General features: G+C 61.4%; 30 protein-coding genes and 1 riboswitch. Of the genes, 12 read left to right on the top strand and 18 right to left on the bottom strand.

Features of this window, described 5'->3' with window-relative positions:
- Positions 1-1575, bottom strand: a complete 1575-nt coding sequence (locus tag KJJ24_RS04050; protein ID WP_214341388.1) for an iron uptake porin — start codon at positions 1573-1575, stop codon at positions 1-3.
- Positions 1576-2682: 1107 nt separating this feature from the next.
- On the opposite strand from KJJ24_RS04050, the gene KJJ24_RS04045 reads away from it, so the two are divergent.
- Positions 2683-2967, top strand: a complete 285-nt coding sequence (locus tag KJJ24_RS04045) for a hypothetical protein (protein ID WP_250544905.1) — start codon at positions 2683-2685, stop codon at positions 2965-2967.
- A 101-nt stretch (positions 2968-3068) separates the two neighbouring features.
- On the opposite strand, the gene KJJ24_RS14895 is transcribed toward KJJ24_RS04045, so the two are convergent.
- Positions 3069-3269 (bottom strand): DUF2811 domain-containing protein, encoded by a 201-nt coding sequence (locus tag KJJ24_RS14895; RefSeq protein WP_371811794.1) that lies wholly within the window; start codon positions 3267-3269, stop codon positions 3069-3071.
- A gap of 416 nt (positions 3270-3685) precedes the next feature.
- The gene (locus KJJ24_RS04035; protein ID WP_214341386.1) at positions 3686-4027 is read right to left on the bottom strand and encodes a hypothetical protein; all 342 of its coding nucleotides are present in this window, start codon (positions 4025-4027) and stop codon (positions 3686-3688) included.
- 304 nt (positions 4028-4331) lie between these two features.
- Here KJJ24_RS04035 and KJJ24_RS04030 point away from each other — a divergent pair, with 304 nt between their 5' ends.
- The 4 genes from KJJ24_RS04030 (at position 4332) to KJJ24_RS04015 (ending at position 9673) form a co-directional block, all read left to right on the top strand.
- On the top strand, positions 4332-4580 hold the full coding sequence (locus KJJ24_RS04030) for a hypothetical protein (RefSeq protein ID WP_214341384.1): 249 nt from the start codon (positions 4332-4334) through the stop codon (positions 4578-4580).
- 723 nt (positions 4581-5303) lie between these two features.
- Positions 5304-6464: a fatty acid desaturase gene (locus tag KJJ24_RS04025; RefSeq protein WP_214341382.1), complete on the top strand. Its 1161-nt coding sequence runs from the start codon at positions 5304-5306 to the stop codon at positions 6462-6464.
- Positions 6465-6545: 81 nt separating this feature from the next.
- A complete protein-coding gene (locus KJJ24_RS04020) occupies positions 6546-7157 on the top strand; it encodes a DoxX family protein (RefSeq protein ID WP_214341381.1) in 612 nt (203 codons plus the stop codon).
- 347 nt (positions 7158-7504) lie between these two features.
- The gene (locus KJJ24_RS04015; RefSeq protein ID WP_214341379.1) at positions 7505-9673 is read left to right on the top strand and encodes a glutamine synthetase III; all 2169 of its coding nucleotides are present in this window, start codon (positions 7505-7507) and stop codon (positions 9671-9673) included.
- 16 nt (positions 9674-9689) lie between these two features.
- On the opposite strand, the gene KJJ24_RS04010 is transcribed toward KJJ24_RS04015, so the two are convergent.
- Positions 9690-9893 carry a hypothetical protein gene (locus tag KJJ24_RS04010; protein WP_214341377.1) on the bottom strand — a complete coding sequence of 68 codons (204 nt, stop codon included), beginning with the start codon at positions 9891-9893 and terminating at the stop codon, positions 9690-9692.
- A 347-nt stretch (positions 9894-10240) separates the two neighbouring features.
- Here KJJ24_RS04010 and KJJ24_RS04005 point away from each other — a divergent pair, with 347 nt between their 5' ends.
- Together KJJ24_RS04005 and KJJ24_RS04000 are read left to right on the top strand one after the other, a co-directional pair.
- The gene (locus KJJ24_RS04005; protein WP_214341374.1) at positions 10241-10672 is read left to right on the top strand and encodes a hypothetical protein; all 432 of its coding nucleotides are present in this window, start codon (positions 10241-10243) and stop codon (positions 10670-10672) included.
- Between the two features lie 34 nt (positions 10673-10706).
- Positions 10707-10985 carry a DUF427 domain-containing protein gene (locus KJJ24_RS04000; protein WP_214341371.1) on the top strand — a complete coding sequence of 93 codons (279 nt, stop codon included), beginning with the start codon at positions 10707-10709 and terminating at the stop codon, positions 10983-10985.
- 5 nt (positions 10986-10990) lie between these two features.
- Here KJJ24_RS04000 and KJJ24_RS03995 read toward each other — a convergent pair whose 3' ends face one another.
- Positions 10991-11248, bottom strand: coding sequence for a hypothetical protein (locus KJJ24_RS03995; RefSeq protein WP_214341369.1), 258 nt, complete (start codon positions 11246-11248; stop codon positions 10991-10993).
- A gap of 154 nt (positions 11249-11402) precedes the next feature.
- Here KJJ24_RS03995 and KJJ24_RS03990 point away from each other — a divergent pair, with 154 nt between their 5' ends.
- A complete protein-coding gene (locus KJJ24_RS03990; RefSeq protein WP_214341367.1) occupies positions 11403-11993 on the top strand; it encodes a peroxiredoxin in 591 nt (196 codons plus the stop codon).
- A gap of 62 nt (positions 11994-12055) precedes the next feature.
- Here the strand turns inward: KJJ24_RS03990 and KJJ24_RS03985 are convergent, their stop codons facing one another.
- Genes KJJ24_RS03985 through purS form a run of 3 tightly spaced genes read right to left on the bottom strand, consistent with a single transcriptional unit; the run spans position 12056 to position 13948 of the window.
- On the bottom strand, positions 12056-12997 hold the full coding sequence (locus KJJ24_RS03985) for an LD-carboxypeptidase (protein WP_371811772.1): 942 nt from the start codon (positions 12995-12997) through the stop codon (positions 12056-12058).
- Positions 12998-13022: 25 nt separating this feature from the next.
- On the bottom strand, positions 13023-13676 hold the full coding sequence (gene purQ / locus KJJ24_RS03980) for a phosphoribosylformylglycinamidine synthase subunit PurQ (protein ID WP_214341363.1): 654 nt from the start codon (positions 13674-13676) through the stop codon (positions 13023-13025).
- A 2-nt stretch (positions 13677-13678) separates the two neighbouring features.
- Positions 13679-13948: a phosphoribosylformylglycinamidine synthase subunit PurS gene (purS, locus tag KJJ24_RS03975; protein ID WP_214341361.1), complete on the bottom strand. Its 270-nt coding sequence runs from the start codon at positions 13946-13948 to the stop codon at positions 13679-13681.
- A gap of 94 nt (positions 13949-14042) precedes the next feature.
- Between purS and KJJ24_RS03970 the strand changes: the two genes are divergently transcribed.
- Positions 14043-14378: a hypothetical protein gene (locus tag KJJ24_RS03970; protein WP_214341358.1), complete on the top strand. Its 336-nt coding sequence runs from the start codon at positions 14043-14045 to the stop codon at positions 14376-14378.
- 3 nt (positions 14379-14381) lie between these two features.
- Here the strand turns inward: KJJ24_RS03970 and cobW are convergent, their stop codons facing one another.
- The 3 genes from cobW to KJJ24_RS03955 form a co-directional block, all read right to left on the bottom strand.
- Positions 14382-15452: a cobalamin biosynthesis protein CobW gene (gene cobW, locus KJJ24_RS03965; protein ID WP_214341355.1), complete on the bottom strand. Its 1071-nt coding sequence runs from the start codon at positions 15450-15452 to the stop codon at positions 14382-14384.
- A gap of 1 nt (position 15453) precedes the next feature.
- On the bottom strand, positions 15454-16044 hold the full coding sequence (locus KJJ24_RS03960) for a HupE/UreJ family protein (RefSeq protein ID WP_214341341.1): 591 nt from the start codon (positions 16042-16044) through the stop codon (positions 15454-15456).
- Positions 16045-16067: 23 nt separating this feature from the next.
- A riboswitch (cobalamin riboswitch) is annotated at positions 16068-16222 on the bottom strand.
- A gap of 18 nt (positions 16223-16240) precedes the next feature.
- A complete protein-coding gene (locus KJJ24_RS03955; RefSeq protein ID WP_214343273.1) occupies positions 16241-16720 on the bottom strand; it encodes a pentapeptide repeat-containing protein in 480 nt (159 codons plus the stop codon).
- Between the two features lie 101 nt (positions 16721-16821).
- Between KJJ24_RS03955 and upp the strand changes: the two genes are divergently transcribed.
- The 3 genes from upp to ilvD are packed head-to-tail and all read left to right on the top strand — an operon-like array spanning position 16822 to position 19526.
- Positions 16822-17475, top strand: coding sequence for a uracil phosphoribosyltransferase (gene upp / locus KJJ24_RS03950; protein ID WP_214341338.1), 654 nt, complete (start codon positions 16822-16824; stop codon positions 17473-17475).
- Positions 17476-17498: 23 nt separating this feature from the next.
- On the top strand, positions 17499-17795 hold the full coding sequence (locus tag KJJ24_RS03945; protein WP_214341336.1) for a hypothetical protein: 297 nt from the start codon (positions 17499-17501) through the stop codon (positions 17793-17795).
- A 42-nt stretch (positions 17796-17837) separates the two neighbouring features.
- Positions 17838-19526 carry a dihydroxy-acid dehydratase gene (ilvD, locus tag KJJ24_RS03940; protein WP_214341333.1) on the top strand — a complete coding sequence of 563 codons (1689 nt, stop codon included), beginning with the start codon at positions 17838-17840 and terminating at the stop codon, positions 19524-19526.
- On the opposite strand, the gene KJJ24_RS03935 is transcribed toward ilvD, so the two are convergent.
- From KJJ24_RS03935 to glpX, 7 genes are all read right to left on the bottom strand, one after another.
- Positions 19510-19950, bottom strand: a complete 441-nt coding sequence (locus KJJ24_RS03935) for a hypothetical protein (protein ID WP_214341330.1) — start codon at positions 19948-19950, stop codon at positions 19510-19512. The two genes, ilvD and KJJ24_RS03935, sit on opposite strands and share 17 nt — an antisense overlap.
- Positions 19951-19963: 13 nt before the next feature.
- On the bottom strand, positions 19964-20515 hold the full coding sequence (locus KJJ24_RS03930) for a CIA30 family protein (protein WP_214341327.1): 552 nt from the start codon (positions 20513-20515) through the stop codon (positions 19964-19966).
- Positions 20515-21240, bottom strand: a complete 726-nt coding sequence (gene pgl / locus KJJ24_RS03925) for a 6-phosphogluconolactonase (RefSeq protein WP_214341326.1) — start codon at positions 21238-21240, stop codon at positions 20515-20517. Before pgl ends, KJJ24_RS03930 begins: the two co-directional genes overlap by 1 nt.
- 14 nt (positions 21241-21254) lie before the next feature.
- Positions 21255-22670, bottom strand: a complete 1416-nt coding sequence (gene gndA, locus KJJ24_RS03920) for an NADP-dependent phosphogluconate dehydrogenase (RefSeq protein WP_214341323.1) — start codon at positions 22668-22670, stop codon at positions 21255-21257.
- Positions 22671-22760: 90 nt separating this feature from the next.
- Entirely contained in the window at positions 22761-24056 is a 1296-nt protein-coding gene (locus KJJ24_RS03915) for a glucose-1-phosphate adenylyltransferase (RefSeq protein ID WP_214341320.1), read from the bottom strand.
- 118 nt (positions 24057-24174) lie between these two features.
- Entirely contained in the window at positions 24175-25479 is a 1305-nt protein-coding gene (locus tag KJJ24_RS03910) for a glutamyl-tRNA reductase (protein ID WP_214341316.1), read from the bottom strand.
- An 81-nt stretch (positions 25480-25560) separates the two neighbouring features.
- Complete coding sequence (gene glpX, locus KJJ24_RS03905; RefSeq protein ID WP_214341313.1) at positions 25561-26565, bottom strand: class II fructose-bisphosphatase; 1005 nt, start codon at positions 26563-26565, stop codon at positions 25561-25563.
- Between the last annotated feature and the right edge of the window lie 107 nt (positions 26566-26672).

The raw sequence follows: 26672 nt of genomic DNA, 5'->3' as shown, positions 1-26672 counted from the left end.
TCAGAAGCTGAAACTTGTCTTGATCAGGCCACCCAGCTGATTGAAGCTTTCTCCAGCAGGGATGGCCCCTCCAAAAGGCCGGCTCAGATAGAACAGTGCCGGTGACACCGCAATGTTGTCAGTAACCTGGACCTTGTACCACCACTCCCACACATAGTTGCCGTCATTGGCTGTCTCGCCGCCCTTGAGGCTGGTGGCAAAGGGCGCCTGGCCCATGGCCATGCCGAGGGTGTTGCCCTTCATGAATGCATCCTCCCATTGCAAACCAACACTCCAGGACTGAGTCGTGCTTACCAGGCCCTGGTCTCTATGAGTGTTGTTGTAGTTGGTGGAGTTGATGCCCCAGCCGGCACTGATCGAGGGGATCCAGCCGCTTGCCGCAGGTTGCCAGTAGGCGCTCAGGCCAAAAGCTGAGGTGTTGCCAGGGTTCTGGAAGCTGTCAAGGGTGAAGTTGGTGGCGTAAACAAATAGATCGTTGGCATTCTGGATGTAGGAGTAAGTGGCGACGAGACCCCATTGCTCAGTGGTGTAGCCGATCTGCGCAGTGCCGGTGCCACCAGCCCCATCTGTAGCGATACCACCGTCGTTAGGATTGCCGTTATTGCCATTGGCCGCCACATAGTTGGCACTGATGGCGAAACCGTTTTTTTGCCACCAGACGCCGGCGCCGGCACCAAGATTCTTGTTGTAGGCCCCGGGCGCACCCCCGAGGGTCAGCACATCCAACACAGTTTCGGCCGGGTACACGCTCGGCCAGATGGCAAGCATGTCTTCCTGGCCGACGCGCCCACCCACGGTAAAGGTGAAGTCACCCAGGGGCAATTGGTAGAAGAGGCGATCAATGCTCAGAATATTGGGCCCTGCTTCATCCTGAAACGCCACTTCCAGCTGCGAAAGGCTACTCGGACCTGCACCACCGAAGCTATTGCTATCCGCATCAAAGTTGCCACTACGCAGTGTGGTTCGCAGCAGATCGTTGCCGGTGAAGCTGGTGTCGAAATTCAGCTGCACGTCGTAGTTGAACGTGGTCGCGCCAAACCTTGACTGATTGGCATTCACCAAGTTGCTGGCGCTGCCCCCGAAGGTGTTGGCGCCGAGCACAAATGTGGCGAGACCCGTGACCTTGGTGGTGGTGGAAAACTGAGTGGCTTGCAGCACAGCAACCTTGGCTTCCAAGCCATCCACGCGGCCCTTCAGCACGGCGAGTTCCTTTTCGAACTCCTTCATCAGGCGCTTCAGCTCGTCGGTCACGTCAGTGATCCGGTCGAGGCAAGCGTTCAGCAGGGCGGCCGCTTCAAAGCGGGTCATCGCACGGCTGCCGCGGTAGGTGCCGTTGGGGTAGCCGGCCACACAGCCGTAGCGCACGATCAGGTTGCTCAGAGCCTGATAAGCCCAGTCGGTGGGCTGCACGTCGGAGAACTGGGTGATCGAAGTCACGTGCTCCAGGCTGTCGCGTGACGCAGTGGTGCCGTACTGGCTAACGCCAGAGATGTTGAGATCAGCGGCGGATGCAGCCACAGGAGCCATCAGGCCCAGGGCAGCAGGCGCCAAGTGAAGCTTCTGGAACAGGTTCATGGTCCTCACACCAAACAACAAAACAGGCGAAAGGCCACCACCATTAACTGCAAATAATAATGGTTTTCACGCCCCACTCCCCATCGTGTCGCCTTCGCGTGGCATGGGCCATGCCAGTCATTGATCTGCATTCAGCTCGTGAGATCGTTCACCAACAGAAAACCGTTGATCAACACGAGTAACCCGGCGCAAAGTGAGATCAACTCGAGAACCTAAAGCACTGCATAGCCATAGTGCGCTCCCCTCCATAGTTGCCCAGGAGCTCGCTGCGCATTGATGCCATCTTTGAGCCGCATTTGCTGACCTGCCTAATGTCATCTTCACGCCACTATTTACAACTCACAACTAGAGTGAATGGTGCTTGAACTGATCAGTCGCGACACGCACACCCACACCGTCGATTGGATGTTGCTGGGAGTAGCACCAACGCTCCGGCCGGTGGAGCCTGTTGTTGTTGGTCATCGTTGGCAGCGAGGATGACGCTGTGAGCGACGAGCACATCGATTGGGATCAAGCGAGTGTTCTGATTCAGCTGGGTCTGCTGAAGCCGGAGAGGCGTCCCGTCGTCACGTCGAGATCCGTGGCCAGCCTGTAACAGCCCTCTCTGCCTGATCCGTTTGTCCAAGAATCCTGATTAGATCACGCCATGACGCGCAGCAAACCGCTTGGACAGGCAGCTGACGTCATTCCAGCCACAACAGCGGCGCTGCGTTAATGCGTGTTTTGCATACAGCTTGACCTCGATCGAGTGGCTGGCGTTTGATGAGGCACCTGCGGCTCAACGATGCGGGCTGAGAAAGCATCTGAACGTGGCCTTACCCTCTACCAGCTAGTGGTGTCCCTGGTGGCACTTGTGATAGCTGTGAGCCTCGGCATTGCTGTGAACAACAGCCGCAATCCCAAACCATTCTTTGCCGACCTCGAGCGCCCAAAAGCGCAGTGACTGGCAGCAGTCGATCGTGTTCCATGCTGCTCAGCTCAAGAGCCAGAAGCGTTCTGAGGAGCGCGACTAGCCATCGTCACAGCGGCGACCGCAACAGCGCAGCGACCCTTCGGAGGGCAGCCCAGGCGAATCTTGGTTGATCAGAGGCCCCTCGCCGTGCGTAGATGGTTGTTCTTCTCGTTGAGATGACACCAGAGCTCGCTGCCTGTGTCCTGGAAGGGCTGCTGCTGTTGCATGAGGAGCTATCGGTCGATCCAGAGGCTCCTTGGTATGTGGGCACGCCGGATCAGACCCAGGTGTTGCATGACGAGCTCTGGTTGCTCGCTGGCCAGCTATACCCCAGCTCCAGCAGTGCACTGGTTGAGGCGTGGTACAGCTCTGGCCGCTCTGCGTTGCTTCCGGTGCAATGCACCGGAGAGCTGGTGAGCAGCCGCCATCAGGCGGCCTGAGGCCTAGGGGTTCACCGCTTCTGGTGCTGCAGGAGAGCAAAGAGCGATCGGCGCGCCACCAGAGGCAGCCTTTTCACCCCGGGAGCATGGCCAACACGGGCTCAATGCGCCGCGATTTCGGGTTTGCGGAACAGGCCATCGAGGTAGTGGCGCACCACCGGTTTGTCTTGACAGCCCTGCTGAAACAGGAATCCTGCCAGGGCTGACTGCATCAGCCGGTATTGGTCCCACTGGGGGTGTTGTTCGATGAATCCCACCATCGCGTCGAATAAATCAGCCGGGAATTGGTTTTCCACACTCACATGCGGTGCCAATGCATCAGGAACCTCAGCCAACCAACACCTCATCGCGTTCACTAGACCATCAGCGCACACGTCACGGCCAGAGGTCAAAACCCACTGCACAGACAGGATCGCGGTTGTCTTATGGCAGGAAAGACTGCGCTGCAACGCTTGTGAGGGCCATGGTCCCGCTGTCCTGGCTGGGTACGACCTTGCAGATGCAGGCTGTCAAGGGGAGAACGCTTTTCCGGAAGCAGTCGTGAAGATGCCGTTGACAGCTTGCATCTAGCGTTGAACGCATGTGGAAAAGCTGTGGAAAAGACGCAGTGACTTGGGGGTAGGAGGGATCTTCAGGGGTGCTGATCAATCGCAGCCTTGGATCAAGGAATCGCGATCAGCGCCAGCTCTGCTGCACAGCCCCCCTTGACGTCCGGCCCTTAAGCCAGGGCCGTCAGGGCCGCGGTTGTGGTGCAGCGCAGCTGCTCATGCAGTGTTAGCCGGCCGGACGAGCGACACCAGTGGAAACGCTGCAACTGGCCGTTCTGCCAAAGCCAGCCCTGTACGCGCCCCTGACGTGCGTCCCAGCGCCACTCCACGAGGGTGTAGGCATCAATGGTGCAGCGCGCGAGCGCCGCCTGTAAGTCGCGGTGCACTTGCGCGGGCCGCAGCCGATCACAGCACTGACCTCTGAGCTCAGGTTGCAACGGTTGATCCAGGACCCAGGCACCGATCTGCTCCAGAGCCGCTTGTAGGCGATGAGCGGAACACTGCTGCTGCATGGTGCGAAGGCAACTACCCCACCTTGCAGCCGCAGCTTGCCGAAAAACAGTGCTCCTGCAACGGAAGGTCACAAACGCGGTTGTTGTGCTTTGTGCGTGCTGCGTTCAGTGCGTGCCGGCTCGTGAACAAGAACACCCACAGCTCACCGCAGCGGCAGCCAGCACACTGAGCTGTGCCACAGAGATCTTCCTGATCTAGGAGCTGTGATGCAGCAGATCGGCCGCCACACTTGTTTGATTCATCGTCGAAGCTGGATGCACGTCACGCTAGGGCTAGGCATCCATTCTTTGCTGATGAAACACGATGGATGAAATCATTATTCGCTTATCAATGCGGGTGGATATCTATCAACGGGTTGAAGCGGCGGCCCAATCCGCCGGCCTGAGCCCGATTGATTGGATTGTCGTGGCATTGCAGTCTTATTTAGAAGAGCGTGCAGATTGGGGTAGTATTAACAGGCGCTTGGCCAGGCTTGATGAACGTGTCGACCTTTTAGATGAGGTGTTAAGCCGTCTACAGCGCATTGAAGACCGCTTGGACATGATCGACTAATGGTTTGCGCGGATCGTGCATCCCTAGCGCAAACGGCAGCGCTCTCCCTTGTCTTGATCTCGCCTCCTGCAGCTTCGTGGTCGCGCAGGCTGGGCTTTGGATTAGGCGTGAACGCAGACCATTCCTGTGGCTAGTGGCCGCAGTGGTTTGGTGCATTGGCGGGCGCCATGCATGACTCCCCGCCTTGACCTGCCAAACCCATCGCCCAAAGAAGGTTTGTGCACGGCTGGATGGAGTCGCAGTCTATGGATGCTCTCCTGCACTCGCCTGCTGTGTGGGATGGAAGATCCCCTCATTCAGAGCTCTGGATTCTGAGCTTGAGAGCGCTGTGAGCCCTCGCGAGCAGGAGGAGCCAAGGAACCAGAGACAGCCCCAGGGCTTGTCGTTCGCGACCGCCTAGAAACGCAACAAGCGGCACTCACGGCGTCATCCAGGCGTGGTTCAGCTCGGCGGATGGTTCAGCTCGGCGTGTGTGGTGCACAAAAAAACCGTCTGGCAAGCGTTCGTAGACTGATTCTGCTTAAGCACGATCTGGACGGAACTCCCGCTGCACCAGTGGGTTTAAGCCGATGCGCGGCATCATCAGCCACATGGGGAGATCGCGTGCTGGCCCCCAGCTGCTCGTTGTTGCGATGGCGCTGGCCTGCATCGGACGGCTGCGCTCGCATAGGGTCTTAAGGATTTCTCAATGAACAAGGACCTCCCTTTGATGCGGTGCAGCTATTGACCCCTCCCGCCTCGTTGTTGTCACGCCCAAAGGGCCCCAGCCTCCCGATCTCCCAAAGCCTTTACCCGAGCAAAGCCGAGCTGTTGCAGGCATTGCCACCTGAACTCACACGGTTTGATCCTCTGAAGGCATGGGGAAGCCTGGTGCTGTCGCTTGGTTTATCGCTCATTGCTTACGGGGTTGGGACCCAAATTCCCCTCAACCTCATCGCCACGCCGTTGTGGTTGGTTTACGCGGTGGTCACAGGAACCATCGCCATGGGTTGCTGGGTGATTGCCCACGAATGCGGCCACAACGCCTTCCATCCCAATCGCACGGTTGAACGTTGGCTGGGTTTCAGCCTGCACAGCCTGCTGCTCGTGCCTTACTACAGCTGGGCACGTAGCCATGCAGTGCATCACGCCCACTGCAACCATTTAGAGGGTGGGGAAACACATGTTCCCCCTCGCACCAACAGCCTGTCTGGCCAAGCCACCGAAAACCTCAAACAGCGGCTTGGGCAACGGCTCTATGGCTGTATTTCGCTGATCACCCACCTAGGCCTGGGTTGGCCTCTCTATCTCTTTTTAGGGGCAACGGGCGGGGAAGACTATGGACGACCCACCTCTCATTTCTGGAACGGCGCACACTTCTCACGCGGGGAGCGGGCACTGTTCCCTCGCTCCTTTAGAGGCAGGATGGTCGCTTCCAACTTTGGAATTGTTCTCGTTCTGGTCTTGCTGGGACTAGCAGCTGTGCTGTCATCACCCGCAAGGGTTCTATGTGTGTACGGCCTGCCGTACCTGGTGGTGAACGGGTGGCTGGTGACCTACACCTGGTTGCAACACACCGATCTCAGGATCCCCCACTTCTCAACCGAACAATGGTCTTGGGAAAAGGGAGCGCTGCAAACCGTTGATCGGCCCTACGGCCCACTGCTTAATCTTCTCCACCACGGCATTGGCTCCACCCATGTCTGTCACCACGTGAATGCGCGTATTCCTCACTACAACGCCTGGCGCGGCCGTGAGTTGCTGAAGCGCGCCTTCCCGGATCTTGTCCGCTACGACCCCACACCGATCCACAAAGCTCTGTGGCGTATCGCCACACGCTGTGGAGCCGTGCATCAAAGCCCTGTCGACAAGGCCTACTACTACGAGCAAGCGAAGGGCATCTAGGCGGCGCTCGACCAAGCCAGATGAGAGGGGCTTCACGTTTCTTCAAGTTTCCTGCCAGCATTGGTGAAGCATGAGTTCCGTATGCCCTTCGACAACCCTGTCGAGCTGATGACGGCCTTTCTGGCTGCGCTGTTGGCTTTGATCGCTCTCACCCGAAGCCTCCCGGCAGTCGGGCCCGGGTTGAACGCACCACTGGCGGCATTGCGCACGCCGATGCTCGCGTACCTACAGCGTCCTGGCCTGGCGGCTTCACTGGGCCTCCTGATCTTGCGCCTGAGCATCGGGCTGATGATGCTGCACCACGGCCAGGAGAAGTTGGCGGATCCTCAGCAGTTCGCCTCCACCTACGTGGCGTCTTTGCATCTGCCATTTCCGCTCTTCTTTGCCTATGTAGCTGGATTCTCTGAGCTGATTGGCAGCTGGCTCGTGGTCCTGGGCTTGTTCACACCGCTCGGAGCGCTGGCCTTAACCAGCACGATGGCCGTTGCTGCGTTCCAGCACATTCTCACCGCTGGCTTCAACATTTATGTGCTGGAGTTAGTGGTTCTGTATCTGGGCGGAAGCCTCGCCATTCTTCTCGCCGGCCCAGGGCGCTTCTCCTTCGACGCGGGCCTGGCGAGCGATTTATGGGTCACGTCCGAGGAGCAGCCTGATCAGCTCTCGGCTGTGTCTGCACTGGCCCCGGAAGCGTGATTCTGCCGGCGGGCCGCCATCAGCCGCCGCGCCGGACCTGCCGCGACCTCTCCCACCAACACGGCTGCTCCAATCATTAGCAACACCCGCGCTGCACTGGCAATCATGTGCAGCGCAATTTCTTGCGTTGTGAACACATCATGGGAAGGCTCCTGCTTTGTGTTTGACATCACCACCTCTTCTGTGATGATGTCCTAGGTCTGATCTACTAGGAGCGAAGGGACTGCAGCGGATTCGCCTCCTCTAAAGTTGTAGGCAGAGGTGATCACATTGTGATTCGGTAGCAATAGCAGCAAAAGAAGGTCATCGGCATTGGGTTAGTTGGATACCAACTTCTCCTTGCAACCGTGCCCTCTAGCCAGCGCTTTCAAGCCATCCAAACCATTCTCGATCGCCCTCCCGTCGACGGCAAAGAGCCGCTGGGACTCGAAGAGCTGTGGGCCAGCGATGTTTTCAGCCTGGCAGCGATGAAATCGGCCTTGCCCAAGGCCGTGTTCAAGTCACTCCAGCGCACGATCACCCGCGGCGGCAAGCTTGATACCTCGGTAGCCGATGTAGTGGCCCAGGCCATGAAGGCATGGGCTACAAGTCGTGGGGCACTTTATTACGCCCACGTGTTTTATCCGCTCACCAACCTCACGGCGGAAAAGCATGACGGCTTCATCGCCCCTCAGGGTGATGGCACGGTGATCAGTGAGTTCACCGGCAAATTATTGGTGCAGGGCGAGCCAGACGGCTCATCGTTCCCCAATGGCGGAATCCGTTCCACCTTTGAGGCTCGCGGCTACACGGCCTGGGATGTGACCAGCCCGGCCTACCTGATGCAGACCCCTAACGGGATCACCCTTTGCATCCCGACGGTGTTCGTGTCATGGACCGGGGAAGCGCTCGACAAGAAAACACCGCTGCTGCGCTCCAACGCCGCGATGGATCAGCAGGCCCGGCGGTTGCTCCAGCTGCTTGGCGAAACGGAGATCGCCCCTGTGAATTCCAGCTGCGGCGCTGAGCAGGAATATTTCCTGGTGGATGCCGCCTTCACGGCCCTTCGGCCTGATCTGCAGCTGGCAGGCCGCACCCTGTTCGGTGCTGCCCCCGCCAAGGGGCAGCAGTTTGACGATCACTACTTCGGCGCGATCCCCGAACGGGTGCAGGTGTTCATGCAAGACGTGGAGGAGCAGCTCTATCGCCTTGGTATTCCGGCCAAAACCCGCCACAACGAGGTGGCACCCGGTCAGTTTGAAATCGCGCCGTTTCACGAGGCCGCCAACGTGGCCACCGATCACCAGCAATTGATCATGACCGTGTTGAAGGCCACGGCCAAGAAGCATGGTTTGACGTGCCTACTACACGAGAAACCGTTCGCTGGCGTGAATGGCAGCGGCAAGCATGTGAATTGGTCGATCGGTAACAGCAGCCAGGGCAATCTGCTCGACCCTGGAAGCACACCCCACGACAATCTGCAGTTCCTCTTGTTCTGCGGAGCGGTGATCCGCGGCGTGCATCGCTTCGGCCCGCTGATGCGTGCAGCCATCGCTACAGCCAGCAATGATCACCGCCTTGGTGCCAACGAGGCGCCTCCAGCCATCATCTCTGTTTACCTCGGCAGCCAGCTCGAGGATGTGTTCAGCCAGATCAGCAGCGGCACGTTGGAAGGATCTGCCAAAGCAGCGTTAATGTCGCTTGGTGTGGATACGTTGCCGGATCTCAACAAAGATCCTGGCGATCGCAACCGCACCTCGCCGTTCGCCTTTACCGGCAACCGCTTCGAATTTCGTGCTGTGGGATCCGGCCAGTCGGTGGCCGGTCCGCTTGTGGTGCTGAACACGATCATGGCGGATTCCATTCAGTGGATCTCCGACCAACTAGAAGATCAGCTCAATAGCGGCGCACCGCTGGAAGAAGCAGCGTTCGCGGTGCTGAAGCGCACGATGGATGATCACGGGGCTGTGGTGTTCGGCGGTGATGGCTACTCCACGGAGTGGCACGAGATGGCCGTGAAGGAGCGTGGTCTCGAAAACCTACGCACCACAGCCGATGCCCTACCGGTGTTGCAGCGGGCGGACATACGCGACCTGTTTGAACGCACCGGTGTCCTCAGCCCAGTAGAGCTGGAAAGCCGTTATGAGGTGTATGCGGAGCAGTACACCCTGGCGATTGAGGTGGAGGCCAAGCTCGTGCTCCGGATCGCCCGCACCCAGATCTATCCGGTGGTAACCGCAGCACTGAAGCATCTGGCAAGCTCCCTCAAGGCTCAAGAAGCTTTGGGTCTCACTGCTGATCAAAGCGTTGCTCGCACCATGGCTTCGCTCAATCAGGCGCTTCTGCAGCAGTGCGACGCCCTGGAGTCGGCGCTTGCAGCAACGCCGCACGACCTTCAACCGCACCTCGCGCACTGCGCCGGCACACTGCTGCCTCTCATGAATGCTGTGCGCGCTGCGGCGGATGGGCTGGAGGGAATGGTTGACGACAACCTCTGGCCTTTGCCCACCTACCAGGAAATGCTGTTTATGCGCTGACGCCAAACCGCACGTTTCACCACATCCACTCATCAGGGGAGGGGATCCCGTTTTCGCGGCGAACCCGTGCGATCCTCTCCTCGTGCTTCAGCTGCTCTTCGCTGCGGCTCAACCAGGGCCTGCGGCGTTCACCGGATCGCGCCAAATCCAGCGCTGAAGGCAGACGAACCACCGTCCACTCCGCTTGATTGAGGGGTTTGGCGGGGGCCGGTGCGTGCACGCGCGTTTTTCCACACACAACGAGGGAACAGGTCTCATCTCAGGCAGCCGAGCAGCTGTCAAGACAAACCCTGCTCCATCAGCTCACAACAGGTTGCCGTACGTCAAGAGCATCAGTCCAACATGCGTCTCGCAGGCGGCAATGCGAGACGTGCCTGCGCCGCAATGGATTGAAAGAGACGATTTCGGCAAACAACCCAATCCTCACGAAAATGACAGCTTGTCAAGACCAGCTCAATCAGGGGAGGAGATCCGGCCACTTAGCGACCCTCACAACCTGTGGAAAAGCTGTGGAAAATGCACCGAAAACACAGCCTTGTCATCCTGAGTTTGCGTTACGCGATCCGGATGACCTTCAGGCCTTCGCTGCTGGTGCCCTTAGCCCTGATCCCCGTCGCGGCGGCCTTGCAGGCTCCCCAAGTGCACGCAGCTGACCCAGTGGTGATCAACTGCGCAGGCAAGCAGGAACGCCGCCCGAGCAGCATTCAGTTCGGATGCGCCACCGGCAGCGTGATGCTCGCCAATCTGCGCTGGAGCCGTTGGGATGCCAATACAGCGATGGGCCAGGGCGATCTGGTGGTGAACAGCTGCATCTACAAAGGAGGGCCCTCCTGCGTGGAGGGTCAAACCATGACCTATCCGGCCAACGTGATCCTGGGTCGACCCGCCAGCGGCCCAGGCATCACAAGCCTGAGCGAGGTGCGCCTCCGCTTTACCGATGGCGGCCCTGCCGGTCTGTGGGGCGGCACGTATCACCTCGACAACCAGCTGCGGCCTTGAGGCCTGCATGATGAGGCTTCGTTAGAGACGCCCCATGCAAGCCAGCTGGAACGGAACGGTGATCGCCAGTAGCGACGACATCGTGACGGTGGACGGCAACGCTTACTTCCCGGTGAGCAGCCTTGTGATGGACCACTTCACCCCTTCTGATCACCGCACCACCTGCGGGTGGAAAGGGGTTGCGCACTACTACAACGTTGTCGTGGATGGTCAGGTGAACAACAACGCAGCCTGGTTCTATCCCGAACCCAAAGAAGCGGCCGAATCGATCAAGGGGCGAGTGGCGTTCTGGCGCGGGGTGAGCGTGGCCTGAAGGCCTCACTCAAACGATTCGATCAACACCGGCACAGCCACAAACGCGTCATAGCTGTTGGAGGGGGTGGCCTCCGACACCACCACCTGGGCCACGGGCGTGGGCGCGGGCTGTCGACGGCGGGTTCCACCGCCGCCACGGCGAGGAGATGCAGCTGTACCGCGTTGAATGGGCTGCTCCTTCAGGTCGTTGCGCACCTGGTTCAGCAACTTGAAATGGTTCGTGGTGCTGTACTTGCGCAACAGACCGGGATCCCAGCTCATCAAGGGTTGAGGCTTCGTTGAACTGAGCCTAAACGGGCCCAGCCAGACCAGAAAGCGTGATAACTTGTCACAGCGACAACTGGAAGTCGGTCCGCTTACGGGTTTTCTCGAGCGGCTCCCCCCCCAGCGTCCCAACAAACACTTTCGCGTACCTATGTCCAGGCTCGTCGGTCTGCAGGCTCCTGATTTCACCGCCACCGCTGTGGTGGATCAGGAATTCAAGGAGGTGACCCTTTCCTCGTACCGCGGCAAGTACGTGGTGCTGTTCTTCTATCCCCTCGACTTCACCTTCGTCTGCCCGACGGAGATCACCGCGTTCTCCGATCGCTACAGCGAGTTCTCCAGCCGTAACTGCGAAGTGCTGGGTGTGTCCGTGGACAGCCAGTTCTCTCACCTGGCCTGGATCCAGACCGACCGCAAAAACGGCGGCATCGGCGACATCGCCTACCCGCTGGTGGCCGACCTGAAGAAGGACATCGCCCGCGCCTATGAGGTGCTCGATGAGGACGCCGGCGTGGCGCTGCGCGGCCTGTTCATCATCGATCCCGATGGTGTGATCATGCAGAGCACCATCAACAACCTCCCCGTGGGCCGCAGCGTCGACGAGACCCTGCGATTGCTCCAGGCCTTCCAGCACATCCGCAACAACCCCGACGAGGTGTGCCCCGCCAACTGGACCCCGGGCGAGAAGACCATGAACCCCGACCCCGTGAAGAGCAAAGAGTTCTTCGCTGCCGTCAACTGAGCTGGGGATCTCTCCTCAACCGGCGATCAGGGCCCCAATGGGGCCCTTTTTTTGGGCGTTACTCAGAGATCAAGCAGGGTGAGCCGCCCCGTGCCCCCATCAAGCCTCGCCCGGCGGCCTAAGGGCAAAGCCAGATTTGGCCGGCCATGGCCCACAGGCAAATCCCGCACCAATGGCACACCAAGCGGTGCCAGCCGCTCCAGCAGGATCTCCTCCATCGCGAAGTCCCCGGGCAGCACGTCATCTTCTGCCCAGCTGAAGCGGCCGAGGCCGATGCCTGCCACCCCGTGGAGCAAACCGGAGCTGCGCCACTGGGTGAGCTGCCGATCAATCCGGTACGGCGCCTCTCCGGTGTCTTCCAATACCAAAATCACGCCTTTGAGATCGGGTAGCCAGCGGCTGCCGATCAGGCTGGTGGCAATGGTGAGATTGCTCACCACCAACGGGCCCTCCGCGCTGCCCGTCACCGCTGGCTCGCCTTGTAGTGGGGCCACAGTTTGCTGCTGCAACAGGGCAACGAGGCGCTGCCACTGCAGCTCGTTGCCGCCAAACCAGGCGTGCACACCACCCAGGCTGCCCGCTGCCCATTGCGCTAACAGCAAGGTGGAGCAGTCGGAAAATCCCACACACCAGCGGGGGCGATCAGGGAAACGCCACCCCATCTCCAACACGCGGGCACTGCCCCAACCCGCTCCCACATAAAACAACGCGTCGACCGCAGGATCACGCCAGGCGTCGCGTAGGGCAGCGCCGCGTGCCTGATCCGTGCCGGCAAACCAACGCCAGCGTTGCCTGAGCTGGGGGGGCTGAATCAGCTGCCACCCCTGGGCAGCACAACGACGGCTCAGCTGTTCGAGCAGTGGATCTTCAGGATCAAGCCACGTACCAGGCGCTAAGGCAGCGATGCGACTGCCGGGCCGAAGTGGCGGGGGCTGCGGCCCGGTGGGCTGCGCAGCCCAGGCGATTCCAGCGGTCGCAGCGCTGAAACCGAGGCCCGCGTGCAACAGCTCTCGCCGCTTCACCGCTGGGTCAACCGATCAAACTGGACAACAAACGACGGCCATCCACGCCACCGGTGGCGGGATCGCAGGCGCGCTCAGGGTGGGGCATCAGTCCCAGCACATTGCCCTGGGCGTTGCTGAGACCAGCCACATCTCCCACGGAGCCATTGGGGTTTTGGCAGTAGCGCAGCACAACCTGACCGCCATCCTCGAGCTGCTTTAGCAGCTGAGGATCCGCCTGATAGCGCCCTTCACCGTGGGCAACTGGGAAATTCACCACCTCACCGCCGCTATAGCCCTGCAGCCAAGAGCAGGTTCCAGGCTCTACGCGCAGATCAGTGGGCTCGCAGATGAAGTGCAGCTTCTGATTACGGGTGAGGGCACCAGGAAGCAATCCCATCTCCGTGAGCACCTGGAAGCCATTACAGATACCGAGAACCTTGCCTCCCTGCTGTGCGAAGGCGGCTACTTCCTGCAGCACCGGTGCAAAGCGGGCAATCGCGCCACAACGGAGATAGTCGCCGTAGCTGAAGCCCCCGGGAATCACAACGGCATCCAAACCGCTGAGATCCCTCTCCTCATGCCACAGGAAGCGGGTTTTGATCCCCAGGCAGCCCTCAGCCGCCCACTGCACGTCCCGGTCGCAATTGGAACCGGGAAACACCACAACACCAAGGGTCATCGTCAGGCTCCTGCGCTGGTGTCGTCCTTGAGTTCGAGGGTCCAGTTCTCGATCACGGGGTTGGCCAGCAACCGGTCGCTCAACAGTTCGAGCTGCTCACGGGCGCTCTTGGCATCGGCGGCTTCCAGCTCCACCTCCACCGCCTTGCCGATACGGAGCTTGCTCACGCCCCCAACACCCAGCCGTGCTGCCGCAGCTCGGGTGGCCTCCCCGGCAGGGTCGAGCACCGACGGCCGGAGAGAAACCAACACGCGAGCGGAGAAGAGCGGCACCTGGGCTCCACGAGGATTGTTAAATCTTGGCAGGCCGGCTGCCCACTCCCCTTGTGCATGGTCACGGTGGAGGTAGTCACTGAGGGTCCGGTCCGTGTTCCGCTGCCGCCTGGCCTGGCTCACAGCGTTGTTGTGCACGCCTCTGTTGCCGGTGGAAGGGGTGCGGGCCAATGAAGGCCTAAAAGTGCCCCTTGAATGCCAGCTCGATCAGGGCAGCTGGCAGCCCTGCACCCTCACCATTGAGCAGCTGGGAGAGCACTGGTGGCTGCAGATCGGTGCCCAGCGGCTCGACTTTCGCAGTGATGGTCGCGGCAGCATCACGCTGATCGAAGGCGGCGCAAGCCCCAGAGCTGTGCAGCCGATGTGGACCGCCCAACGAGCCCTCTGCTGGGACGGCGTCTGCACCAAGGGCGACCTACCCCTCGATTAGCCCTCAGCTCCGCAGCGCTTGCTCCAAAGCGGGGCCGTCGACGGCCAGGCCAAGGGCCACCAGTTCCACGCCGTTGTGCTCGGGCCGTTCAGCGGGGGCCTGGGAATCAAACCAACACTCCAGCCTTGGACCCACCGCCTGAATCTGCAGCGGGTGGCGTTTACCGGGCAACCAGGCACGCCCCTTCAAGCGAAGCAAACCCTGAGCCTGGATCTGGTTGAGCAGTTGGGTTTCGAGGCGACCACGCTCCACATCTCCCTGCCAACGCACGACTGCCGATTGCATCGCCACATGGCTGTGGTCGTGGTGGTCGTGGTCGTGGTCGTGGTCGTGGTCGTGGTCGTGGTCGTGATGATGGTGGTCAAGCTCCGCCGGCTCGCTGCGCTCAAGGCCCAGCAGCAGAGCCGCTGGCACCTCACCGCGTTGCATCGGAATCACCGAAACCCCCGAGCGGACCAGGGAGCTGAGGCGCTCGCGAAGCCCATCGATCTGCACCGGCTCAAGCACATCAGCGCGGCTGAGCAACACCAGATCCGCCGCCTCCAGCTGATCCTTAAAGAGCTCTTCGATGTCGCTGAGGTGATCAAGATTGGGATCAGCCTGGCGCTGGGCCTCCAGGGCTGCCGGATCACCCACCACGCTGCCAGCGGCCAGGGCTTCGCCATCCACCACGGTCACCACCCCGCTCACGCGGGTACGGGTGCGAATCTCGGGCCAGCCAAAGGCCTGCACCAAAGGAACCGGCAGAGCAAGTCCGCTGGTTTCCACCACGATGCCGTCAAGTTGATCAGCCCGCTCCAGCAGGGTTTGCATGGTGGGCAGAAATTCATCCTGCACGGTGCAGCAGAGGCAGCCGTTGGCCAGTTCCACGACGCGGCCCTCAAGCTCCTCCTCGGGACAGAACCCGCAGCTGCGAATTAGGTCGCCATCGATGCCGACCTCGCCGAACTCGTTAACAAGCACCGCCAGGCGCAGCCCGCTGTTGCGCAACAGCTCACGCAACAGGGTGGATTTACCAGCACCAAGAAAACCGGTCACCACGGTGACCGGCAGGCGTTGAGTGGATGCGTTCATCTCAGCCGACCAACGCGGTCCAGCTGAAGGCGGCGCCAAGGCCAATCAGACCACCGGCCAACAACGTGCGAGTGCTTGCCGTGATGCGGTCAACGGATTGCCGCAGGCCCCAAAGCGCCAACAGCAGCAGTGCGCCTTGGCTTAGCAGCAGCCCGAGCAAATACGTGGCAACCGGGGTGCTTTCCCAGCCGATGACAGTACTGCTGAGCACATAGCCATGCAGCGCAAAGGCTGGCACCAGAAACATGGTGGGTAGTCGCCCGGCCACCACAAGACCTTCGACCACCAGCGTGAGTGATACCAGCAGTTCCGCCCCAGGCAGCCCTGGCAACGCAAGCCCGAGGGCCGTACCCGCCAAGCCCACCGCCAACAGGCTGATCATCCATCGGCCGGAGCGCTGCACTCCCACTAGGGCGAGGGCGATCAGAAAAATCAGATGATCCGGGCCCAGCAGTGGGTGGGCTAACCCGCTCATCAATCCGGTAAGGGCACTTGGCTCGAGATGCATGATCTGCATCGGATGGTGCGCCAGGGCGGGAGAGGCCAGCAGGAGAGCCAAACCGGCACCGGCCGGGATGAGGCGTTGAAACATGGGTTGTACTGGTCCGCGCCAGATTGTGAAGGTGATCAAGCGGCGGGCGTTCTGACTGCGGACGAAACCAGAAGGTTCGAACCGTTCACAGCTGCGGGACAGCGCCGGATTCACACCGAACTTTCCCCGTTACCTCTTCGGGCTGACCCCCCGAAGAACCGATGCGCTCAATGTAGTGGGTGTCGACGCGCTGGGATCAACGGCAATTGAGGCTGTCGCGCGTTGCCACTCCGGTGCTCGCGTTGGTGCCACTGGCACGGCCGCAGAGGGCCTTCTGCTGGGGGAGGTCGAGCACAGCGTCAGTGAAATCGGCCCCATCGATGGCGGCACCGGTGAACTTGCTGTTCATCAACATGGCGTTGCGCAGCACCGCATCGGTGAGATCAGCCTGATCAAAACGCGTTGCGAAGGCCACGGCATCTTCGAGGTTGGCCGCGTGCAAGTTGGCTCCCTCAAGGTTGGTCGTGTTGAACACTGCACCGCGTAGATCCGTGTCGCTGAGGTCGAACCCTTCAAGGTTGGCCTTGAGAAATTCTTGCTGCTGCAGGTTGCGGCCGTGCATGTCGGGCTGCAGATCCTGAACGCTGCGCTGCCCGCGCAGTTCAGGCGCTGTGATCGCTGCAGCGCTTTGACTCCACAGCACCAAGGGCAGCACCAAGGCCAGTGCCACCCGCATCAACGGCCGCAGAGCGGCAGCCAGGGTGCGGAGGAACGGCAACACGACAGCACTACGTTGGGGCGCTCAAGTTATTGCAGGCAGCTGCCGCTGCGCGACCGATGAGCAAGTCCCTGCGCGTGGTGGTACCGCCACATCCCCTGATCGGCCACTGGCTCACCCTGCTGCGAGACCGGGAAACACCCCAGGCTCTGTTCAACACCGCCATGGCGGAACTGGGGCGCTGGCTCACCTACGAAGCCCTGCGCGACTGGATTCCGTATCAAAGGGTGCAGGTGCAGACACCGTTGGCGGCCACGGAAGGCACGGTTGTGGATGGGTCTGTACCAATGCTCGCCATTCCGCATCTGCGCTCCGGCCTGGCCCTTTGGGAGGGAGCCAGACCAGTGGTTCCCAGTGCCGCCGTGGCCCATATCGGCCTCAACCAGGGCAGTTGTTGGTTCAACGGCCTGCCGGACGAGATTCCGGAGCGGGCCGGTGTGCTTGTGTTCACGCCGCAAGTGGCAAGCGGCACGAACTTGCTTCAACTACTCGAGCAGCTGGAGCAGCTGGGCGTGAGTGGCATGCGGCTGCGGGTGATCACGGCCCTCGCCGCCAGCCCGGGGCTCAAGCGCCTCGGCGAGCGTTACGACGACCTCACGCTCTACACCGGATGCATCGATGCCGAGCTCGATACGGAGCAGCGGATCTTGCCGGGGTTTGGTGACGCCGAACAACGGCTCTATGGCCTTGGCCAGATGAACTTCGTAGGCTGAGAGCATCACGAAGCAGCAGCGCGATGGCCAACCGAGACGGTGGTTCCAGCTCCCTGGGAACCCTGCTGGCCGGGGCTCTGATCGGTGCGGCTGGCCTGGGCTGGTGGCTCTTGTCAGAGGCCGAGCGGCGGCGGGAGCAGCACCGCACCAACCGCAGCCTGCGCATTAATCGCCTCTCCTGGAACGAAGACGATCCGATCGGCTCAGGCGCCTCGGCTCGGTCGGTGCCCGACACCGAGCTCCAAGACAAGGTGCATGAGCTGAACCAGGCCATCGAGGAGGTGCGCCGGCAACTCGAGAGCCTGAGCACCCAGAGCTAAACCGGCTGCTCGGTAAGTTGCTGCTATCACTGTGCAGCAGCCATGCTCCGCTCCGCCGCGATCACCCAGGGCATCCAGCGCTCCCCCAACCGCGCCATGCTTCGGGCGGTGGGCTTCGGCGATGGCGACTTCAGCAAGCCAATCATCGGCATCGCCAACGGCTACAGCACGATCACACCCTGCAACCTGGGCCTGAACGATCTGGCCCGCCGCGCCGAGGAGGCCGCCCATACGGCGGGCGCGATGCCGCAGATGTTCGGCACCATCACGGTGAGCGATGGCATCTCGATGGGCACCGAGGGGATGAAGTACTCCCTGGTGAGCCGTGAGGTGATCGCCGACTCCATCGAAACCGCCGTAAACGGCCAGAGCATGGATGCGCTGCTGGCCATCGGCGGCTGCGACAAGAACATGCCCGGCGCCATGCTCGCCATGGCCCGCATGAACATCCCCTCGATCTTTGTGTACGGGGGCACGATCAAGCCAGGCAAGCTCGGCGCCTGCGATCTCACCGTGGTGAGCGCCTTTGAGGCGGTGGGTCAGTACAGCGGCGGCCGCATCGATGAGCAGGAGCTCACTGCGATCGAAAAGAATGCCTGCCCGGGTGCTGGCAGCTGCGGTGGCATGTTCACCGCCAACACGATGAGTGCGGCGTTCGAAACCATGGGCCTGAGCCTGCCCTACAGCTCCACCATGGCGGCTGAAGATCCCGAGAAGGCTGATAGTGCCGCCCGCAGTGCGGAGGTGCTGGCTGAGGCGATCAAGGCCAACATTCTTCCTCGCGACCTGATGACGCGCGAGGCGTTTGAAAACGCCATCAGCGTGATCATGGCCGTGGGCGGCTCCACCAACTCGGTGCTGCACCTCCTCGCCGTGGCCCGCACCGCCAACGTGGCTCTCTCGATTGACGACTTCGAAGAGATCCGCCAGCGGGTGCCCGTGATCTGCGACCTCAAGCCCAGTGGCCGCTACGTGACCGTGGATCTCCACCAGGCCGGTGGCATCCCCCAGGTGATGAAACTCCTCCTCGATGCCGGCCTGCTCCACGGCGAGTGCAAAACCATCGAAGGCAAGACCCTCAAGCAGGTGCTCGCCGATGTGCCCTCTGTTCCGCCCGCTGGGCAGGACGTAATCCGCCCCCTGAGCAATCCGCTCTATGCCAAAGGCCACCTGGCGATCCTCAAGGGCAACCTGGCTGAAGAGGGCGCTGTGGCCAAGATCAGCGGTGTGAAAAACCCCGTGATCACCGGCCCGGCGCGCGTGTTCGAGAGCGAGGAAACCTGCCTGGCCGCCATCCTCGACAAGCAAATCAACCCTGGCGATGTGGTGGTGGTGCGCCAGGAGGGGCCCGTTGGCGGCCCCGGTATGCGTGAAATGCTCAGCCCCACCGCCGCCATCGTGGGCCAGGGCCTACTGGATTCCGTGGCGCTGATCACCGATGGCCGCTTCTCCGGTGGTTCCTTCGGCCTGGTGGTGGGTCATGTGGCACCGGAGGCCGCCGTGGGCGGCACCATCGGTTTGGTGCAGGAGGGCGACAGCATCACGGTGGATGCCAATCAGCTGCTAATCCAGCTCAACGTGAGCAAGGAGGAGCTTTCCCAACGCCGCGCAGCCTGGACCAAGCCCGAACCCCGCTACCGCACCGGTGTGCTCGGTAAATACGCCCGCCTGGTGAGCTCCAGCAGCAAGGGTGCGGTGACCGATCAGGTTGAGCTCACGGCCAACCGCTAACTTCTCCAGAACCACCAGCCAGCGAGGCTCGAATCCGTCGGCAGAAGGCTTCCAGTGGTGCGCCATCGGCTGGACGATCGCAGCGCTCTCCACTGGCTGGATCCATCCAAACCGCATGGCTGCCGTGCCACAACATCGGAGCTTGTTCATCGCTCAATCGACTGAGCATCAAGTTGAGATCGTCTCCACTGCGGTAGATCTCCAGTTCTAGATCGCTCTCCACAACGCGCTGACCTGAGCTGTCGCGGGCCTCAATCAATACCACGCAATCGCTGCCCTCGCTGAGAGTGGCGGGGGTCTCTCCGCTGAAGCGCAGTGCATGGAGATGGGGCTTCATGCAGAGATCGGCAGCTTTGGCGAGATCCACCAGAAACGCATCCAAGGGATCACAGGGTTCACCGGCTCTCATCACGGAGACATCCATCAACCGAGTGCTCTCAAACCACCGCGTGAATCGATCGGATCAGCAGCTCGAGCTCGCCTGGCCGGAAGCCAGGGTTGCGGCCACCCATGTCGCCGAATTTGGAATGCAGGATCTGCAGCCGGATTACACCAGATGGATCAAAGCGCACCGGCAGCCCCACCGGTGTGGCACGAACGCTGGGCGTGAGCCGATTGAACGGGATCACCACGGTGGAGGTGCCACCCGGCCGCGTTGAGAACTCAGCCACCCAGCGAAGACCACCAGGAATCAACTCCGTTAGCCCAGCCACGCCATCGCGGCACGCCAACGCCAGTTTGTAGCGCCGACCATCGCCATCGAGCTCCAATTCCAGAGCGCCATAGGCCGACAGATCCAGGGGTGGATCAAACACAGGCGAACGGCAGCTCACAAAGCCTCCGCCTTCCGGCTCTACGAACGCCTGCATCAGCAGTCCGCCAGAGCCGGCTTGCACCGACCCCTGGCTACGGCCTCCCATGATCGTGTCATTGAGGGCCTGCCAGCCGGCGAAGCCATCGCCACTGGCGATGAGCAGTGGAGCGAGCATCAGAGTCCTTGGGCTGCTTCGGTGTCCGCTAGCACCAACACGGGTGCCTGCGGTTGCACCAGCTTGGCGGGTGTGCGCTGCGGTTGCTCCCCTGGATCCAGTAGGCGCTGCAGCGCCTGTCGCTTGGCAGCCCCACTCACCAGGAAAATCACCTGCCGGGCGGCGCTCAACACCGGTGCTGTGAGGCTGATGCGCTCCAGACCCTTGCCAGCACCAATCGTGACCAGGCGAGTGCGCTCTTCGGTGGCGGGGGTGCCCGGGAATAACGAGGCCGTATGGCCATCGTCACCGAGACCGAGCAACATCACATCGAACATGGGTGGATCGCCGGGGCAGAGCCCGCGCACGTACCGCTCAAACGCATCCACCGACGCCGCTGGGTTCTCCAACTCGGTTGGCACAGGGTGAAAACACGCATCCGCGCCAGGGCCACCGGGGGCCATGAGTGTGTCCCGCAGCATCCGGGCATTGCTGGCGGGGTCGGTGGGAGGCACCCAGCGCTCATCACCGAGCACAACATCCACCCGGTTCCAGGGAAGATGCTCCTGGTTGAGCACCCGATAGGCAGCTGCCGGAGTGGTGCCGCCTGAAAGGGCCAAATGGGCTCGATCCCGCTGATCGAGTGCCAGGTCAAGCAATGAGGCGATGCGCTCGGCGCACACCCGTGCCAGCTGGCTGGCATCGCTGGCCACCTCGAGCGTGTAGCTGGTTGGAGATGGGGTCATCCGAATGCCCCCACTCACATCCACTCGGTGTGGAAACCGCCGGGCTGATCCACGCGCTCATAAGTGTGGGAGCCGAAGCAATCGCGCATCGCCTGCACCAGATTCTGGGGCAACCGACCGGTGAAGTAGCTGTCGATGTAATCGAGGGAGCTGCTCAGACACGGCACGGGAATGCCCGCCTGAGCGGCACCGGCCACCACTTGGCGCAACCCGGCGATGCGGCGTTGGATCTGATCGGCGAACCAGGGGTCCACCATCAGATTGGCAAGATCAGACTTAGCCGTGTAGGCGTTCTGGATGCGCTGCAACAGGCGGGCGCGAATGATGCAGCCCCCTTTCCAGATCTGGCCAATGGCCGACATGTCGAGGTTGTAGTTGTGCAGCTTGGAGGCCTCCTGCAACAGCGCCATGCCCTGGGCATAGCTGGCGATGCAGGCAAGCACGCAGGCATCCATCAGCGGTGCCATCGCGTCGGATGGGCTCCCCAGGTCGATGGCACGCGAGGCGGGCGGCGGCAACAACGCTTCGGAGGCCAAGCGTTCAGCCCGCATCGAGCTCACCACCCGGGCATTCAGGGCCGCGTAGATCGTGGGCACGGACACTCCCATCTCCAGCGCGCTGACCACGGTCCACAGGCCGGTGCCCTTCTGGCCCGCCGCATCCACGATCTTCTCCACCAGATCAGAACCATCGGCTGGATCCTTGGTGCGCAAACAGATCTCGGTGATCTCCACCAGGAACGACGACAGCTCCTCGGTGTCGTTCCACTGCTTCAGCACATCGGCCATCGCTTCACCGTTCATGCCGGCGCTGCGCTTCATCAGGTCATAGGCCTCGGCCAGGATCTGCTCGATCCCGTATTCAATGCCGTTGTGCACGGTCTTCACAAAGTGACCGGCACCGCCAGGGCCGATGTAGGTCACGCAGGGGCCATCGTCGACCTGGGCGGCCATCTTGCGCACCAGGCTTTCGATGGCGTCGTAGGCGGCCTTGGTGCCCCCCGGCATCATGCTCGGGCCCTCCAAGGCGCCCTTAGCACCGCCTGAAACCCCCATACCGATGTAGCCGAAGCTCTTGCTCTCCAGCTGAGCGACGCGGCGTTCTGTGTCGGTGTAGAGGGAGTTGCCGCCGTCGATCAGCAGATCGCCCTCTTCGAGCAGGGGCGAAATCTGCTCGATCATGGCGTCGATCGGGTCGCCCGCCTTGATCATCATCAGGATGCGGCGCGGACGCTGCAGCTTGCTGATGAAGTCGTCCAGTGTGGTGGCGCCGATGATCTGTTTGCCGGCGCCACGCCCCTTGAGGAAATCCTCGGTTTTGGCGTAGGTGCGGTTGTACACCACGCTGGAGAAGCCGTTGCGCTCAGCATTGAGCACAAGGTTCTCGCCCATCACACCGAGGCCGATCAGGCCAAAGTGGGCCTTGTCCATGACGCCGCTGCCGTTGCTGGTGGCCCCAGTGTGGCGAGGCTGGCCAAAGGTTGCAGCCCCATCGTTGCCAACTGGAAACGTGGGTGTTGGTTAGATCACCGAGCCATCGGCGATGGTGGCGTTCTTGACAACCACCACGATGCCGTTGCGGATATAGAACCCGAGCTCAGGCCGATCGGATTCCTCGACGCGGTCCTTATTCACGATCGTTACGTCGCGCCCGATGCGCACGTTTTTGTCGAGGATGGCACGCTTCACCGTGGTACCTCGGCCAACGCCGAGAGGAATGCCACCACGCTCCCGCAGCACAGCCCTCTCTTCGCTGGATTCGAAGAAATCGCTGCCCATCACCAGGGTGTCTTGGAGCACAGCCTCGTCTTCGACGCGGGTTCGTACGCCAAGCACACAGTGGTGAATGCTGCAGGCCTTAAGCATCGAACCCTCGCCGATGATCGATTGGGTGACCTGAGCATCGAGCAGCTTGCTGGGGGGCAAGTAGCGGGGGCGTGTGTAGATCGGAAACTGTTCGTCGTAAAACGAGAATGCCGGGTTGGGTTGATCGGTGAGTGCCAAATTGGCTTCATAGAAGGCGCCGATCGTGCCGATATCTTCCCAGTAGTCGTCGAAGAGGAAGCTCTGCAGGTGGTCGCCGCGCTTCAGCGACTCTGGGATCAATTCCTTGCCAAAGTCTGTGGCGGTGGGGTTCTTGGCCAGGAGGTCAAACAGCGTCTCACGGCTGAACACATAGATCCCCATCGAGGCCAGGTAGGGGCGCTTCAGGGCCTCCTCGGCAGAAAGGCCCAGGCGTGAGGTGTCCACCCACATATCCTTGAGAGCCTCACCCTTGGGCTTCTCGCGGAACTCCCGGATACGGCCGTGCTCATTGGTGTGCATCAGGCCGAAGGCCTCCGCCTGAGGGGCGTCGACGGGCAGGGCCCCAATGCTCACATCAGCACCGCTGTTGATGTGGTGATCCACGAAGGTGCTGTAGTCCATCCGGTAGAGCTGGTCACCGGAGAGAATCAGGTAGTGGTCCACGTCCCACTCCTGAAAGAGCCACTGGTATTTGCGCACCGCATCAGCCGTGCCCTCAAACCAACTGGGGCTCTCCGGGGTCTGCTGGGCAGCGAGCACCTCCACGAAGCCCTGTCCGAAACCTGCAGAGAGGTTGTAGCTCTGGGTGAGGTGACGATTCAGCGACGCGCTGTTGAACTGCGTCAACACGTACATCTTGTTGATGCCGGAGTTGATGCAATTGCTGATCGGAATATCGATGAGGCGGTACTTGCCAGCCAGAGGCACAGCAGGCTTGGCGCGCATCTTGGTGAGGGGATACAGGCGTGTGCCGGCTCCGCCTCCGAGAATGATCGCCAGAACGCGCTTCATGCCTGATCCCTAGTGCCTTGGGCGCCAAGACGGTAGGCGAACCTGGCGCTTCTCCGAAAGCCTTCTGAGCAGATTGGCTGTAAACGGAAAGGCCGCGACGCAGGGCCACCCCAAACCATCACTCCTGGCTGTCGTGAAGCTCGAACAGGTCTTGGAGCACTTTCATCGCCTGGTGGCGCTGCTGGCGCGGCTGAGGCGAGCGCAAATTGGTAACGGGCGTGTGCAGGATCTTGTTGATGATGCCCTTGCTGAGGGCCTCTACCACCTTGCGCTCACGGGCTGAGAGATCGGGCCCCATGCGGCTGAGCGCCTTCTGCAGCTCCTGCTCGCGAATCTCCTCCAGCTGGGTGCGCAAGCGATTAGCCACGGGCACCGCCTCCAGGCCATCCCACCAGTCCAGGAAATCGCGCCCCTCTTGGCGCAGCATCCCTTCGGCTTCAGCGGCGATCTCGCGGCGGGCTTCCTGGTTGCGAGCCACCACTTCCTGGAGGTCATCAACGTCGTAGGAATCCACACCGCTCAGATCAGCCACACCGGCGGCGATGTTGCGGGGCACACCGATATCAACCAGCATCAGCGAGGAACGACGGTTAAGCCGGCCCAATCGATCTGGAGTGATGATCGGATCGTCAGCGCCAGTGCTGGTGAACACCAGCGAACACGTGCTGAGGCAATGGTCCAAGTCGGTAAGCGGCCTGCACTGCACCGGCAAGCCAGGGAAATCAGCGGCCATCAGTTCAGCGCGCTGCACCGTGCGATTGAGCAACACAACGCCGCGGGCGCCCTTGGCCTGGAGGTGTTGCAGCAACAGGCGTGCCATGCGCCCCGCACCCACCACAGCAATCTGCTCCTGGTCTAAGGGCACCAGATCGTCGACACCACGAGCCTGACCAACCTTGAGCTGTGCCAACTCCACGGCAGCGGAACTGATCGACACAGCACCAGTGCCGAGATTTGTTTCGCTGCGCACCCGTTTTCCAGTGCTTACAGCCTGGGAAAGCAGGCGGTTGAGAATCGGACCGATCGAGCGGTGTTCCTGGCCCAGGCGCACCATCTTCTTCACCTGAGACAGGATCTGTCCTTCGCCGAGCACTAGCGAATCAAGGCCTGCAGCCACCCGCATCAAGTGCTCAACCGCGGCCTCATGGTGATAAGTGAAGAGGTGTGGCGTGAGCTGCTCAACCTCAAGACCGGAGTGATCGCTCAAAAAACTGCCCACGGCACTCACCCCTTGTTCGGGGTGGCGCAACAGGGTGTAGATCTCCAGCCGATTACAGGTGCTGAGGATCGATGCCTCCAGCACATCGTCGCTGGCACGCAGGCGTTGCAGCGATTCCTCCATCGACTGCTCCGCGATGCTGAGCCGCTCCCGGATCTCAACCGGGGCCGTGCGGTGACTGAGGCCGACGACGGCAATGTGCATGGAGGCGGAACTGATCTGGAGAGAACGGAACTCGGGAAGGGCCGAGAAGCCTGAAAGGCGACCCGGCCTGAGCCTGAACGATCAGCGCAGAGCGATGCTCTGGGCGCCGTCCTTGATGTGCACGGTGGTGGTGAAGCGGGCGGTGTTGTCGAGGGTGCTGATCACCAGGGAGCTGGTGCGGGTGCAGTCCTTCTCGAACTTCACGCCGTCAAACAGCAGACCGTCGGTGATGCCCGTGGCTGCGAACACCACGTTTTCGCCGCAGGCCAGCTCCTCGGCCTCGTAGATGCGGTCGGGATCGCTGATGCCCATCTCGGCCAGGCGAGCCAGGTTGCCTTCCTTGGTCAAACCTTCCCACTCAGAGGTCTGAGCCACCGCCGGGTCATACACCAGCTGACCCTGGAAGTGACCACCCAGGGCGCGCAGAGCGGCAGCGGAGATCACGCCTTCAGGAGCAGCGCCGATGCCCATCAGGCAGTGGGTGCCGGTACCGGCAAAACCACAGGCAATGGCAGCCTGCACGTCACCATCAGAAATGGGCTGAACACGGGCACCGGTGGAACGGATCTCCTTGATCAGATCCTTGTGGCGGGCGCGGTCCATCACCACGATCACCAGCTCATCCTTGGGGATGCCAAGGCACTGGCTGAGGATTTCGATGTTCTCAGTGGCCGACTTGCGAATGTCCACCTTGCCCTTGGCTGCCGGGGGGGCGGCCAGCTTCTTCATATAGAAGTCGGGGGCGTTGAACAGACCGCCACGATCGGAAGCAGCGAGCACCGCCATCGAGCCGGGCTGGCTGTTGGCGCAGAGGTTGGTGCCTTCGCAGGGGTCCACAGCGAAATCAACGCCCGGACCAGTGCCGCTACCCACTTCTTCACCGATGTAAAGCATCGGCGCTTCATCGCGCTCGCCCTCACCGATCACGATGCGGCCCTGCATCTGGATCTTGTACATCCGCTCGCGCATCGCTTCAACAGCGGCGGCGTCAGCCTCATTCTTGAGGCCCATGCCGGTGAGCTTGGCGGAAGCGATCCCAGCCTGCTCAACAACCTCGAGAATTTCTTGAATCAGGGTGCGATCCACGGCGGTGCGGCGAAGGGAAAGGACGGTCAGGGCCCAGAGGAACTGAAGAGCGCTGCCGTTAGAACCGCCTGAAAGCCGGTTCGGCCAGCACCACCAAGGCCTCTCAG

The organism is Synechococcus sp. LA31 (assembly GCF_018502385.1).
Taxonomy (GTDB): Bacteria; Cyanobacteriota; Cyanobacteriia; order PCC-6307; family Cyanobiaceae; genus Vulcanococcus.
This window is presented reverse-complemented; position numbering and strand designations above follow the sequence as displayed.